This is a genomic window from Nostoc sp. NMS4 (assembly GCF_017115095.1).
In the GTDB taxonomy this organism is placed as follows: Bacteria; Cyanobacteriota; Cyanobacteriia; order Cyanobacteriales; family Nostocaceae; genus Nostoc.
On record NZ_JABXKI010000156.1, the window covers coordinates 1 to 12,855 of the forward strand.

Consider the following 12,855-nt stretch of genomic DNA (forward strand, 5'->3'; position numbering starts at 1 on the left):
GGATTGAATCCATGTAGGCTGTGGCGATGCCTGTCACCAAGTTAGTTGCTCCTGGGCCAGAAGTACCAAAGCATACTCCTACTTTGCCTGTAGCACGGGCATATCCATCGGCGGCGTGGGCTGCGCCTTGCTCGTGTCTCACGAGAATGTGCTTCATAGCACCTGTTGCTTCCACCTTATATAGGTCATCGTAAATTGGTAGAATTGCCCCACCAGGATAACCAAAAATATAATCAACGCCGTGACGAACAAGGCTGTCAAGCAGAGCAAAACCGCCAGATGCACGTTTGGGCATAACTGGCGGGCTAGAAGCACGGGACTGTTTGTGATTCTCGGTTTGTGGGAGACTAATTGGGGAAAGCGATTCTCCTGCGGAGACACTTAGTGAACGCACGGTCAAACCTCAGACTATAGCTAAAGTTAATGCTGAAATTCTGTAGTTAAGATTTCATTTTAATTGAAAAGTTCAATTAAATTCCGGGAATTTTATATATTAAATATAAAGCTAGATTATTAGCCTACATTAACTAAATTACGTCTTGCAAGACTTTGCGGGTATTTTTCCAAGCCCAAACACCGACAACTACCACAACAATACTCATTCCTACCAGCACAATTCGCAAGCCGAGAGCATCAGTTAAGGGCCCGGTAATGGCCAGAGGTAACGCCAGAGCGATGTTGACGGCATGATTTTGAAAGCCAAATACTTTACCGTGCATGGTAGGCGGTGTTTGCTGTTGAATTAAAGTTTGCATGGGGACACCAATTAAAGCAGCACCGACACCCAAAAATGCACAGAGTCCTAGCGCCAGTAATAAGTTGTGCGTAAAAGTGAACACTCCTAAAACTAGTGCGATCATCAAAAATCCAATTAAAGGTAGGGGCTTGCGGTGCAATTTTTCACCCCAGTTACCTAAAATTGCCGCACCAAATACCATACCCACCCCTGCTGCTGCCAAGAAAAAGCCAAACTGTTTTTCTTTTAGACCAAACTCCTCGGCTAATCGAATCGTCAGCACCGTTAAAGCTGCAAACACACAATATAAAGTTGTCAGTTGCAGCATGGCATTTAAAATCAAAGGATTTTTCTTGAGATAGCGCAGACTCTCGGTAAATTCAGCCCAAGGGTGATTTGATAGCCGATGTTCCTTGGGTCGTTTGGGTTCTTTAAACTTTATTGGCTGCATAATTGCAGCTGATAATATGTATAGTCCACCAACCACAAACTCTTGACCGTATTCTTCTCCCATAAAGCTTTTTGCTAAACTTAAAATCGGTTCTCCGATCGCAAAGCCAACAATTAAAGCTCCCATCATCGTGCTGCTAAACAGCGCATTGGCTGCCAACAAATTCTCTCGCTTCACCAATAAGGGAATGGCTGCTTGTTCTGCTGGTGCAAAAAACTGCGTCACTGTGGAAATGGCAAAAGTCAAGATTAACAAAATCAGAAAGTGTCGTGGCAATAAGGGAAGACACAGCGTCAATATTCCCCGCACAATATCTGAGCCGACCATAATCAGCTTTTTTGGCAAACGGTCAACAAAGATACCACCGGCAGATCCGAACAAAATTGCTGGTATTGTAAACGACAGCATTAAGGTTGAGTACATCGAGTTTTGTGCCAACCCTGGAAGCGGTGGGTAGTTCTCCAGCAGAGAAATTAGCAAAACGAAGAAAACCTTATCTGCTAATTGGGACAGCAATTGCCCAATCCACAGGAGCATAAAACCACGGTTTTTTAGCAGTGCGCCAAAGCCGTTATTAACAGAGGCAGGTTCAGTTGGAAACATTAGATACTTTTTTTGGGTAGATGGGACGTTAGGAGTGCTGAGTGCTGAGTGCTGAGTTAGGAGTTAAGAGTTAGGAGTTTAAGAGTTAGGAGTTTTGTTTATCCCCTTGTCTCCCTTGTCTCCCTCATCTCCCTCATCTCCCTCACCCCCTCCTAACTCCTGTGTACTTACTCCATTGTCCGGATTAATTCGCTTCATAGCGTTTTAACAGCATAAGCAAAAACTCAGCTGCTGTCAGACGACCTTTGGGTGGAATAATCTCAATTGACGAATCTACCCAATAGCCTTGTACAATTTGGGGCGATCGCCAAATGGACAAATGATCGACTGCTGGCTGTGCATAAAAGTTATTTTGCCCACTACCTAGCAAACATGAACTCCAATGGGTGAAATAATCATGACTCATCCGATGAATAGGGAAATTTCCCTGTAGTGGTACTCCCCATCCATCTATAGCAATAAACGCTTTGACACGACCACCCAAAAGTTGCCACAAATGTGCTGCCCCTATTGCCCCAACTACGCCAGCACTAAAGCTAATAAATATAATTGGTGATTTTAAAGAGTTGGTTAGGCGATCGCTACGGTGAGTTAGGCGATCGCGCAAAAACTGCAAAATGTGCAATGCTGATAAACTCGATAAATCCGTACCCGGAAAAACCAGTATATTAGCTTGATTTTGAGCAATTGAGCCATTAGAAATATCTAACCACTGCGATATAAAGGATTGGGTGAAGGCTGGATCGTGGATTCCAGGGCAAATAATGATGCTCATCTGTCTGTGCGTGGCAGGTTCAAAATTATTAATAACTTAAACCTACTACAAGGGTCTATTAACTATTCACGTTTACTAAAATGTGACGGTAGATGAAGGGAAGATTTTAAGTAAACTGTAGGTAGTGAAAAATAAAACTCAATTAGTCGTAAAGTTACATAATTTAGTCTAAAACCATTCAGATGCCGGAATGACGGTTTGTGTCATCCCTTAGAGGTTGTTTGAAAAGTCCTATTCTAGGTATCAAAACGTTTTAGATTTTCCTAAATCCCTTTAACCAACAAAGGGATTGATTTCACTTTCCTCCCCGGATGTATCCAGTTCACGAACAAGCTTGATCCGCTCCGGTTCTATTCCGAACGCGATCATTGATTCCTGTTGGTCACTGTAAAATATCCTTTGCCATATCGGGATATTCTCGTTTTGGGGGAATTCAATCAGTCCACTTACGTCCATCTCGTATATGTACTTCCTACCCGGATTTATCTTTCCTAACTGGTGAGCAAATGTTATGGCTCCTTGTAGGTTTACCGCTGTCGATACAATCCCTGGGTTATCCATTGCACTAATCTGATACTTCTTAATATCCTCCATTGTTATCTTCTCTACCGGCATTGTGATCACCTTGGCAAAGAATCCTTCCTTAGCAATCTCACTCGGCAGTCTTGTGTCCACCCTATATCTAAACCCTTGATCGATTACTTTATATTTCGCAAGCAAATGCTGAGGATTCTTAGAGAAGACCGACTTCCACCACTGCGCCTGGATGACTTGATTCTCCGATACCTTGAGCAAATTCGTTTTTGGTCTCGCGGGTGCATTCAGACCTTGCACCACTTGACGCGCTACGGTATCCGCTTCCTGCTCGTACTTATCCCCTGGTTCCCCAATTTTCAACTTTGCCTGGATTACTTTTTTTGGCGGTGGCATCAAAGAAATTGGTAACAAGTTCGTCTTTCTTTGAATTAATTCCTTGGTCTGTTCCGGTTGCTGATGAGGTGTTGGTATTGGGTGTTGAATAATCGGCGCGAAGGGTCTTGATGTCAACTGGGATCTTCTCGGGGTTTCGCTCTTTGTCGAAGCAGTTTTTTTCTGGATTCTTTGGAATGTCATAATATATTTGGAAAGTCTCAGTTCAAAAAAATTGTTGAAATAAATAATACAAGACTGGCTCTCAAATTTGCAATAAACCTCCAGACTTAAAATCCATTGATTAGAGTGTTTTTATCTATGCAGTCATAACCAAAGTATGTCTTTTGACTTATTGTTTTCATTTTTGCACCTATCCTATCCCCCCGGATGGGATAATAAGCTACTATAGGGGAAAATGCGTAAGCTATTTTCTAACTTTATATTTCTCTGCACTCTGGTTATATTGAGGAACTCATTGTGGTTGCCACGCCGGAAAAAGTACAACATACTCACGAGCATCTATCAGGTAAAGACCGTGTAGCCGTATTGCTCATGGGCTACGGCGAAGTCGAAAGCTACGAAGATTTCGCCAACTATAACGAACAGGCTTTAAATCTACTGACAGCAAAATTTGCACCAGTACCAACCTGGATTTATCCCCCCCTAGCAAAGCTTTTGGCGCTATTTGACCGTCACGAGTGGGGACACACACACCACGATTTTATCTCCCCACACAATGCCATCTTTGAACAGCAGCGAGCTGGCATTGAGAAGAATTTACAAGAAAAATGGGGCGAGAAAGTCCAAGTTTTCAAGGCTTTCAACTTCTGCGCTCCTTTTCTACCTAATCAAGTCTTGGCAGAAATTAAGAACCAAGGCTTCGAGAAGCTGCTAATTTACCCACTGCTGGTGGTTGATTCTATCTTTACTAGTGGGATTGCGATCGAGCAAGTTAACAATGCTCTAGTTGAGTTGACTGATGGTGCAGAACACTGGATTAAAGCACAGCGCTACATTCCTTCTTTCTTCAACGAACCAGCCTACATCGATTTGATGGCTCATCTGGTTGAGGAGAAAATTGCTGAGTTAGCCGCCGCTTATCTACCTTCTCAAATCGGTATTGTGCTAATGAATCACGGCTGTCCCCATAAAGCTAAAGGCTTTACTTCTGGGATTGCCGAAAGTGAAGCAATGTACGATTTAGTTCGAGATAAGTTGATTAACCGTTATCCTTTAATCTCGGTGGGTTGGCTCAATCATGACACACCGCTAATTGATTGGACACAGCCAAATGCAGAGCAAGCCGCAAATAACCTGATCCAATTGGGTGCAAAAGTGGTAATTTTTATGCCAATTGGCTTTGCTACAGAAAATCACGAAACTCTATTGGATGTACACCATATCATCCATAGTTTAGAAAAACAGCATCCTGGTACGAACTACGTACAAATGGCTTGCGTTAACGATCGCCCCGAATTCTTGGCAATGGCGGCGCAATGGGCTAACGATCATATTGCACAATTGTTGTCAGAGGAAACTATGGCAATTAATCCCCAACTTGCGGGGGATGTCCATCATCACCACCATCATCATTAAGTAAACTTTTTAAGTTTTTAAGTAGGGTGGGCAAAGCTTTGACCACCCTACTTATTAATTTACGCCCCGCAGCTTGCGAGTATTATCAACTAAACTCTGAGCAAATTCATCAAATCTTTGAGAGAGTTTTTCATCTAACAGCTTACCTTCAGGACTGAAAGCACCCCAGGCTTGGGCGATCGCAATTTGTTCGGGGATAGACCAACAATGTACCCATCTGGTAATTAACCGTAGTTCGTTTAGAGCGTTGCTATTAGACTGACCACCCAAGACACTAATAAATCCTGCCACTTTATCAGACAGTTGCTCAAAACTCATCAAATCTAGAGCATTTTTCAGGACACCACTAACCCCACCATGATATTCAGGTGTCGCTAAAATAAATCCATCGGCGCGGCTGACCGTATCTTGCAAGCGCTGAACATCTGGATAATCTGGATACTCCTTTGCGCCACTGCAAAATGGTAGCTGCAACTGCCGTAAATCGAGAATTTCTACCTCTGCACCTACAGCTTCAACCCTTTGTACTGCTACTTTTAAAGCAAGCTGGGTATAGGAGTTGGCTCTTAAACTACCACCAAGTCCAATAATTTTCACCATAATTAACCCACAAACTATTAACTAGCTACTATCACCAGATTTCTGAAAAAACGGAATCGTTATGACTATGCTTATCTTAGCAATTTGTATCGGAATGTGTCACTCTCCCACTCTCTTCAACTTTTCTTCACAACAATGCCATAAGGTATAAATAATCCTATGGGGGGATGTTTCTTATTATTTATTTTTTACTAAATAATCTTGGCAATATTATATGGTTCAACTCAACAGTACAAGTAAATCCCGCAATACCCAACTACCCAAGTGTCCTACAGGAATCCAGGGACTAGACGAAATCACTAACGGCGGACTTCCCCAAGGACGACCCACCTTAGTCTGTGGTTCTGCTGGTTGTGGTAAAACTTTGCTAGGGATGGAGTTTCTAGTTCGGGGTGCGACACAATACGGTGAACCTGGGGTATTTATTGTTGTACTGCCCAAAAATAAAATTAAAAATTTACAACTTTGAAGCCCTCAATGCGATCGGATCGGGTTGTTGGTTGATGCTGTGAGTGCTAGGTCAAAAATCAAGATTAAATGCCTTAATTGCTGACGATATTCTACAACGCTGGAAGATGATTTTTTCAACCCCTGTGTACAGCCAATCAGTAAGCTCGCACAATTAGATGGCTGAAAACCCCCACGACTCAATTCAATCTCTCCCCTTTCGTCGGCTTGACGAATTGCCTCTTTCAGTAATTCCTCAAACTGTTTGGAGGAGGAAAGAAAAATATCTGCTGCGATCGCATTCTTCAAATCGATTAGTTCGCTCCCATGTGGCGAATCGCAAACTAGCTCAAATAGCTCTAGATCCTTCCCTTCAAATGCCGCATTGAGACGATCCCTAAATCGGATTTCAGACTGGAGTGCAGTTTGGGCACGAGCGATCGCATTGCCATGCAAATCTTCGCACAGCGTTCTAAAAATGTCTTCCTTATTTTGAAATAACAAGTAGAGTGCTGCACGGGAAATACCTGCAATCTTAGCAATATCATCCATTGCGGTACGCTTGAAGCCATACCGCCCAAAACATTCTAAAGCTGCTTTCAGGATGCGATCGCGCTTTGTCGGCAGCGCTGAAGCAGAGCTGACGCTATTACCAATGGCTGGGCTTTGCCCATCGTAGTTTGAATCTGGCTGAATTTTCATATTTGACATTTTGACATATTACACTTAATATGTCAATAAACGTTTTGACAAATTATATGTTTTTTGTCATAGACACACAGTCTAAAAGAGTAAAATACGATGAAAGCTGCAATTTTAAAGGCCTTCGGATCGCCACTGTCCATCGAGACTTTACCTGATCCCGTGTTGGGTACGGGGGAGGTGATTGTTGATGTCGTGGCCGCCCCGGTACTGTCTTACACCAACGAGGTTTTCAGTGGCGAGCGGAAGTATTTGCTGAAGCTGCCCGTAGCTCCGGGATGCGGAGCCATCGGACGGGTGCGGTCTGTGGGGCCGGATGCGACGCGGCTGGTTGCAGACGATTGGGTTATCTGCGATCCGACCGTGCGATCGCGCGATAACGCCTTAACCCCCGACATCACCTTGCAAGGCTGGAGCGCCCGTGGCGAAGGAGGTTTGCGGCTACAACAGTATTTTCACCACGGCTCCTTTGCCCAGCAGATGTTGGTGCCGACGGAAAACGCCATCCCCATCGGAGCGCTCGATCCGGCGGACGCGGCGCGCTGGTGTGCCCTAAGTGTGCTGCTAGTACCCTATGGCGGGCTACTGGCGGCCAACCTACAAGCCGGCGAGACGCTATTGGTTAGCGGGGCTACCGGCAACTACGGCAGCGCTTGCGTGGCGGTGGCCTTGGCGATGGGCGCGGGCTGCGTCGTCACGCCAGGTCGCAACGAGGGGGTACTGGCGGATCTAGTGCATCGGTTTGGCGATCGCGTGCGCCCCGTGCATCTCACCGGCCACGAGGACGACGACCGGGAGCAGATGCGACGGGCAGCCCCCGGCCCTATCGATTGCGTGCTGGACATCTTGCCGCCCTCGGCGGCCACAACCGCAGTGCGCGCCGCCGTCATGACGGTGCGGCCTTACGGGAGGGTAGTGTTGATGGGGGGCGTTGGGATGCTGGGAGGCCCCGGACTGGAACTACCTTATCCGTGGATCATGAGGAACTGCATCACCATACACGGACAATGGATGTATCCACGCGATGCCACCATCCGCTTGGTCGGGATCATCCGGTCTGGCCTCCTGGATTTGGGCAATTTCGAGGTTACAGCATTCGATCTGGATGACGCGAACGAAGCCGTCGCGCACGCTGCGGCCAATGGCGGTGCCTTCAAGTTGACCGCGATCCAGCCATGATCGTCATGCAGTTTTGCTTGGCGTAGCAGACTATAAACATTCAAGCTTGAAAAAAATAAACTTTATTCAGATCAAGATTGGCTATGCACTAAAGTACCTATCTGCTGTATGTGTTTGCTCCGTTTATGGTCTATTATTCTAGAAAACCCGCATGACAATAATAGGCGTTCGCGCTTGGCGTTGGCGTAGCCAATCGCTAATTTAAATTACCAGTTTATTGCTCAAAATCTAGAACGCAGTTGCTATGATCAAACGCCTCCTTGTGGTAGAGTCTCCGGGAAAAGTCAAAAAACTCAGTCAAATTCTGGGTGCAGATTGGAAAGTTCTCGCCAGTTGTGGCCACATCCGAGAACTCAGCAATGAAGGCGACGATTCCTTGGGCTTTGTCATGGACGGCAATAATGTCCGGTGCAATTACATTCCGCGTGACCAACGAGCGAAAGAAACAATCCAGAAGCTCAAGTCTGCGGTGAGGCAGGTTGATGAAGTTGTGTTAGCAACTGACCCAGACCGGGAAGGCGAGACAATCGCTTGGCATCTCAAAGAAACGCTAGGTTTAAGGGAACCGAAACGAGTGATTTATACAGAGATTACAGCATCGGCGGTACAGAGTGCGATCGCAAATCCCAGAAAGCTAGACCAAAATTTAATCGGTGCTGGGCTGTGTCGAGATTGCCTAGATAAGTTGGTAGGTTACAAGGGTAGCCCTTTAGTTTGGGCATTGAATAACGGCGCTAAAAGTGTTGGCAGAGTCCAAAGCGCAACATTGCACCTAATTTGTCAGCGAGAAAACGAAATTCTGGTTTTTGTCCCCCAAGATTACTGGAGTGTCTGGGTAGATTATGCTGAAGGATTTCGGGCTTTTTACAAAGGGACGGTCGATTCTGCCAAAGATGCAACAGAGCAAGAAACTGAAACTAATGATGATGCGAAGGTAGGTAATAGTCCAGAAACACCGGAGTCTAAGCGCGTTCTTTCTGAAGCAGAGGCTACACGTCTAGTTGAAGAAGCACAACAACATCCTCATCAGGTGATTCATTTTGAAGGAAAAATTGTTAACCGCCAGCCACCGCCACCATTTACAACCTCCAGCCTTCAGCAAGCAGCCGGTTCAAAGTTGAGGTTTGCTCCCGACAAAACCATGATTGTGGCTCAAAAGCTCTATGAAGCTGGGCTAATAACATATATGCGAACAGACTCAGTAATGCTGAGTCCAGAATTTTGTGCCAGCGCCCGTAAATGGTTAGAGCAAAACGACCCGCAAAATGTACCGTCGCAAGTCGCCAAGCATCGCAGTAGCAAATCGGCTCAAGAAGCACATGAAGCGATTCGTCCAACAGATGTATTTCGTCCCTCAGTTCAATTGCGTTTAGAACTTCCTGATGATGAGTTTAATCTGTATGTGATGATTTGGAAACGGTCAATTGCTTCTCAGTGTCGCGCTGCCCAATTGCGTAAAACTTTGGTGATTACTCAGTCTGGTTCTCTACTGTGGTCAGCGAGAGGCCAAGTAATTGAATTTTACGGTTATGCCCGCTACTGGAATAATCTTAGCAAGGATAGTGTTTTACCTTCATTACAACAGGGACAAGCATTGAAACTGGAGAATGCTGGACATGAAAAGAAGCAGACTCAGCCACCACCGCGTTATAGCGAACCAAAATTAGTGCAATTGATGGAACGTAAAGGAATTGGTCGCCCAAGTACTTATGCTCCTACTGTTGCTACCTTAAAAAAACGAAATTATGTCGAGTTGAAAAAAGACCATTTGCAACCGACAGCGTTAGGGTTAGAAGTTGATGCGTTTTTGCTCAAAGCACTGCCAGATTTACTAGAGGCGGAATTCACAGCGAAAATGGAAGATGCCCTTGATGCAATTTCTGAAGGAAAGAATTCTTGGCAGCATTATTTAACTAGTTGGAATCAGAATTACTTTGTACCAGCACTTTCCAAAGCTAAAACTGTAGTTGCGAGTTCCCCAAAAGGTAAAGCTAATGTGATAACTGAGCGCAAATATGAAACTTCCAAGACGCGATGCCCTGAATGCAAAAATTTTCTCGCCAAAATTCCCAGTACTAAAGTTAAAAAGAAATATTTTCTCAAATGTACAAAAGGCTGTGAAAATGTCGTATTGTTTTGGAGCGACTTTAACAAAACTTGGCAGCCACCACAAACTAAAGCTGTTCAGGCTGAGAATCCACAAAAGCCTCCCAACAAGGTTACAGCATATCCCTGCCCAGTATGTAAGAAACCTCTAGAGGAGTACAGTTATATCAAAGAGGGGCAGAGTAAGACCATGTTACGATGTTCTGACCCGCGATCGCGTAAGGATACTAAACATAAAGATGTGGCTTATTTTAATACGCCAAAAGGGTGGTGGAGTCCTAAGTTTGGGGAGTTGAATTGTTAAGTTCCACCGTTGATATTTTTACTCAATAGCGGGATATGACCGATAATTTCTGTATTAGAGGTGATTGTAGATATCTGGGATTTCGAGGGGTTCAGACTTGTTCGACATCCGAACGTAAAATTCTAGTTTCTTTTCTCTAGTCCTCTGTAGCCAAGCTTTTCTTACAGATTTTTTCACCTCAATCGCGCAGACATCTTTACCCTCAATTTTTTCAAACCGAATTTTGATCTGCTGAGTAAAATTCTTGCCAATATGATTACAAACTGAATCAATAACTGTTCGCTCTAGCTTGTCAAGATTTCCATTTGATAATAAAGATAAATCCTTTTCTAATCCGAAAATATTATGATTATCCTCAACTCCAATAATTAAAGTTCCACCTTCAGAGTTGAGAAATGCAACAATTGTCTTCAGAGTGCTAAATCTTAAGTCTCTATTCTCACGATTTAGCTTAACATCCCACTGAAAGCTACTCTTATATTCCAAGCGATCGCTTTCGGGCAATTGTATCAACTCAGAGATTGGGCGCAGATCACCAATTTTTCGGATTGTTGTTAAAAAGCGGCGTAGTTGTCGTTCTTGAATCTGTTGCTTCAAGGCTTCTTCTGTATCTGCTGCATCAATGACCGTTTTGTTGATCACAGCAATATATTGACCAAAATAGTTTTGTTCCAGTGTTTCCAAATTCTCGGCAATCCACTGCTCATTTTGAACATTACCCCAACGATTGAAGTAAGCGATCGCATCTTGAATAGATTCATGCAGGACATCATAAACATTCCCTGGCATATTTTTGGAAATGTAGTCCCATACTCCCCGTTTAAATGCAGTACGGCAATCACCGACCGTATCGTTTGCCGTCAGAATGATGACCACAGAAGAAAGGTTTCGTGCTTTCACCTCATTTACAATGGCAAAGCCACTGTCGTCCTGTTCCATCCGCATATCTGAAATAATCAGATCGAAGGCAACATCCAATTTTTCCTTCGCCTGGGTAGCACTCGTTGCGGTTTCGATCTGCTGATAACCATAGTCTCGCAGCCACTCCAGCAATTCACTCAAATAACGAGGATTGTCCTCCACCACCAACAAATGAACGTTTTCCGTTTGCATCTGCCTACTATGCCTCTTCTTTGGTGTAGGGAATATAAATTTCAAACCTGGCTCCGTTATGTCCGGTTTCTCGGATATATCCGTTCATCTTGCTCAGGGTTTTACGGATAATGAATAACCCTAACCCACTACCCTTTCCTTCCTGAGAGGTGGTTTTTAGAGGTTGAAAAATCCAGTCCTTTCTATCTTCGGGAATTCCTTTACCATTATCGGCAAATTCGATGAACAAATATTCCTGCTCACCAGGAATCGTTCTTCCCCAGATTCCCGATGGATTCATGACATTCTGGGAAGCTATGCGAATTGTTAGATTCTGCTGATCAGAATTGTGTTTTAAGGAATTCTCTACCAGTTCATTCAGGGCACTCTTAATTTTTTCTTCATCGCCATTGAATTCAGAATCGCCGTTTTGAATGTCTAGAACAATCTGAGCCTGGTGAATTCGAGGAGTTATTTCCCACTTTTCAAACAGCTTTTCCACCTTAAAGCGATGATTCTTGATGGTAATGCCTTCGTTAATCGCTTTCAAATCGCTCAGGGCAGTCTGGGTTAGTTCTAGCTGCGTCAGCAACTTCTCAAACTGGGTATAGTGAACATCATGGGGTTGCAATTTCCTCATTGCCCGCCGAGTTTTGGACTCAATGATGGCAAGGTGATTATTGACAAAATCGGAGATGTCATGGGCTGTTTTAGAAATCACCGCCAGAATGTTTCTATAGTGATCGTGAGGGATAGTTTCAATTTCAGACTTTTGTGCTGCCCGTCGTCTGTCTACCTCTTCAAATACATCCTCAATATCCTGAATAATGCCACTTAAGAAAGGATCTTCTTGTTCGGAGTGACGCAGAATCCGATATGCAATTCCCTTGAGGATGCTAATCTCATTGGCGATCTTGTGATACATCGCCCGGTTGAGTACTTCAGTGTCGCTTAACCCACTCTGAGTATCAGTTTTAACCATATCAAAGTAATCTTCCTCACTCAAATTGAGAGTTAACATCTCAAACGCCTGGGCATAGCTCGGCGATTTTTCTGCAATTTGCTGTAACAACTCAACCGCTCTTTCGCTATGGGGATTACTTGCAAGGATGCTTCTGGCACTATAGAGTAAAGTTCTATCCTTGTCATCCGAATTAGCTATTGCTGCCTCGAAATATTCGTTACCTTTCTCTGGTTGTTTAATGCGATAGTGTAGCCTACCTAAGTGTAATCGTATTACATTAGCTTGATATGGAGTTAAAGTCTCCATTTTGATAGCTACTAATTGGTCTATTGCCTGTTCGTACTTATCTAGTCTTTCTAATGCAAGGGCGTATTGAAAATAAATATAA

General features: G+C 44.2%; 12 protein-coding genes. 4 read left to right on the forward strand and 8 right to left on the reverse strand.

All coding sequences use genetic code 11. The annotated features are described in order from the left end of the window. From HWQ37_RS12950 to HWQ37_RS12965, 4 genes are all read right to left on the reverse strand, one after another. On the reverse strand, positions 1-394 hold a 394-nt coding region (locus HWQ37_RS12950), incomplete at its 3' end, for a thiamine pyrophosphate-binding protein (RefSeq protein ID WP_292747837.1). 133 nt (positions 395-527) lie between these two features. Further along, positions 528-1,790 carry an MFS transporter gene (locus HWQ37_RS12955; protein ID WP_292747839.1) on the reverse strand — a complete coding sequence of 421 codons (1,263 nt, stop codon included), beginning with the start codon at positions 1,788-1,790 and terminating at the stop codon, positions 528-530. Positions 1,791-1,974: 184 nt separating this feature from the next. Further along, entirely contained in the window at positions 1,975-2,565 is a 591-nt protein-coding gene (locus tag HWQ37_RS12960) for a hypothetical protein (protein ID WP_292747841.1), read from the reverse strand. A 273-nt stretch (positions 2,566-2,838) separates the two neighbouring features. Beyond that, entirely contained in the window at positions 2,839-3,678 is an 840-nt protein-coding gene (locus HWQ37_RS12965; protein ID WP_292747843.1) for a scabin-related ADP-ribosyltransferase, read from the reverse strand. A gap of 276 nt (positions 3,679-3,954) precedes the next feature. On the opposite strand from HWQ37_RS12965, the gene HWQ37_RS12970 reads away from it, so the two are divergent. Further along, positions 3,955-5,073: a ferrochelatase gene (locus tag HWQ37_RS12970; protein ID WP_292747845.1), complete on the forward strand. Its 1,119-nt coding sequence runs from the start codon at positions 3,955-3,957 to the stop codon at positions 5,071-5,073. Between the two features lie 54 nt (positions 5,074-5,127). Here the strand turns inward: HWQ37_RS12970 and HWQ37_RS12975 are convergent, their stop codons facing one another. Next, complete coding sequence (locus tag HWQ37_RS12975) at positions 5,128-5,673, reverse strand: NADPH-dependent FMN reductase (RefSeq protein ID WP_292747847.1); 546 nt, start codon at positions 5,671-5,673, stop codon at positions 5,128-5,130. Positions 5,674-5,887: 214 nt separating this feature from the next. Between HWQ37_RS12975 and HWQ37_RS12980 the strand changes: the two genes are divergently transcribed. After that, a complete protein-coding gene (locus HWQ37_RS12980) occupies positions 5,888-6,142 on the forward strand; it encodes an ATPase domain-containing protein (protein WP_292747849.1) in 255 nt (84 codons plus the stop codon). Positions 6,143-6,147: 5 nt separating this feature from the next. Here HWQ37_RS12980 and HWQ37_RS12985 read toward each other — a convergent pair whose 3' ends face one another. Continuing rightward, positions 6,148-6,831 carry a TetR/AcrR family transcriptional regulator gene (locus HWQ37_RS12985; RefSeq protein ID WP_292747851.1) on the reverse strand — a complete coding sequence of 228 codons (684 nt, stop codon included), beginning with the start codon at positions 6,829-6,831 and terminating at the stop codon, positions 6,148-6,150. Positions 6,832-6,921: 90 nt separating this feature from the next. On the opposite strand from HWQ37_RS12985, the gene HWQ37_RS12990 reads away from it, so the two are divergent. Then, the gene (locus HWQ37_RS12990; protein WP_292747853.1) at positions 6,922-8,001 is read left to right on the forward strand and encodes a zinc-binding alcohol dehydrogenase family protein; all 1,080 of its coding nucleotides are present in this window, start codon (positions 6,922-6,924) and stop codon (positions 7,999-8,001) included. Positions 8,002-8,245: 244 nt separating this feature from the next. Further along, complete coding sequence (gene topA / locus HWQ37_RS12995) at positions 8,246-10,411, forward strand: type I DNA topoisomerase (RefSeq protein WP_292747855.1); 2,166 nt, start codon at positions 8,246-8,248, stop codon at positions 10,409-10,411. Positions 10,412-10,465: 54 nt separating this feature from the next. Here the strand turns inward: topA and HWQ37_RS13000 are convergent, their stop codons facing one another. Both HWQ37_RS13000 and HWQ37_RS13005 read right to left on the reverse strand, forming a co-directional pair. After that, on the reverse strand, positions 10,466-11,524 hold the full coding sequence (locus tag HWQ37_RS13000; protein ID WP_292747857.1) for an RNA-binding domain-containing protein: 1,059 nt from the start codon (positions 11,522-11,524) through the stop codon (positions 10,466-10,468). 7 nt (positions 11,525-11,531) lie between these two features. Continuing rightward, positions 11,532-12,855 (reverse strand): tetratricopeptide repeat-containing sensor histidine kinase (locus HWQ37_RS13005; RefSeq protein ID WP_292747859.1); only part of this gene is annotated, 1,324 nt, incomplete at its 5' end.

Coding starts and splice junctions, on each gene's coding strand:
- HWQ37_RS12955 (WP_292747839.1), bottom strand. CDS start 1,790: ATGTTTCCAACTGAACCTGCCTCTGTTAATAACGGCTTTGGCGCACTG.
- HWQ37_RS12960 (WP_292747841.1), bottom strand. CDS start 2,565: ATGAGCATCATTATTTGCCCTGGAATCCACGATCCAGCCTTCACCCAA.
- HWQ37_RS12965 (WP_292747843.1), bottom strand. CDS start 3,678: ATGACATTCCAAAGAATCCAGAAAAAAACTGCTTCGACAAAGAGCGAA.
- HWQ37_RS12975 (WP_292747847.1), bottom strand. CDS start 5,673: ATGGTGAAAATTATTGGACTTGGTGGTAGTTTAAGAGCCAACTCCTAT.
- HWQ37_RS12980 (WP_292747849.1), top strand. CDS start 5,888: ATGGTTCAACTCAACAGTACAAGTAAATCCCGCAATACCCAACTACCC.
- HWQ37_RS12985 (WP_292747851.1), bottom strand. CDS start 6,831: ATGTCAAATATGAAAATTCAGCCAGATTCAAACTACGATGGGCAAAGC.
- HWQ37_RS12990 (WP_292747853.1), top strand. CDS start 6,922: ATGAAAGCTGCAATTTTAAAGGCCTTCGGATCGCCACTGTCCATCGAG.
- topA (WP_292747855.1), top strand. CDS start 8,246: ATGATCAAACGCCTCCTTGTGGTAGAGTCTCCGGGAAAAGTCAAAAAA.
- HWQ37_RS13000 (WP_292747857.1), bottom strand. CDS start 11,524: ATGCAAACGGAAAACGTTCATTTGTTGGTGGTGGAGGACAATCCTCGT.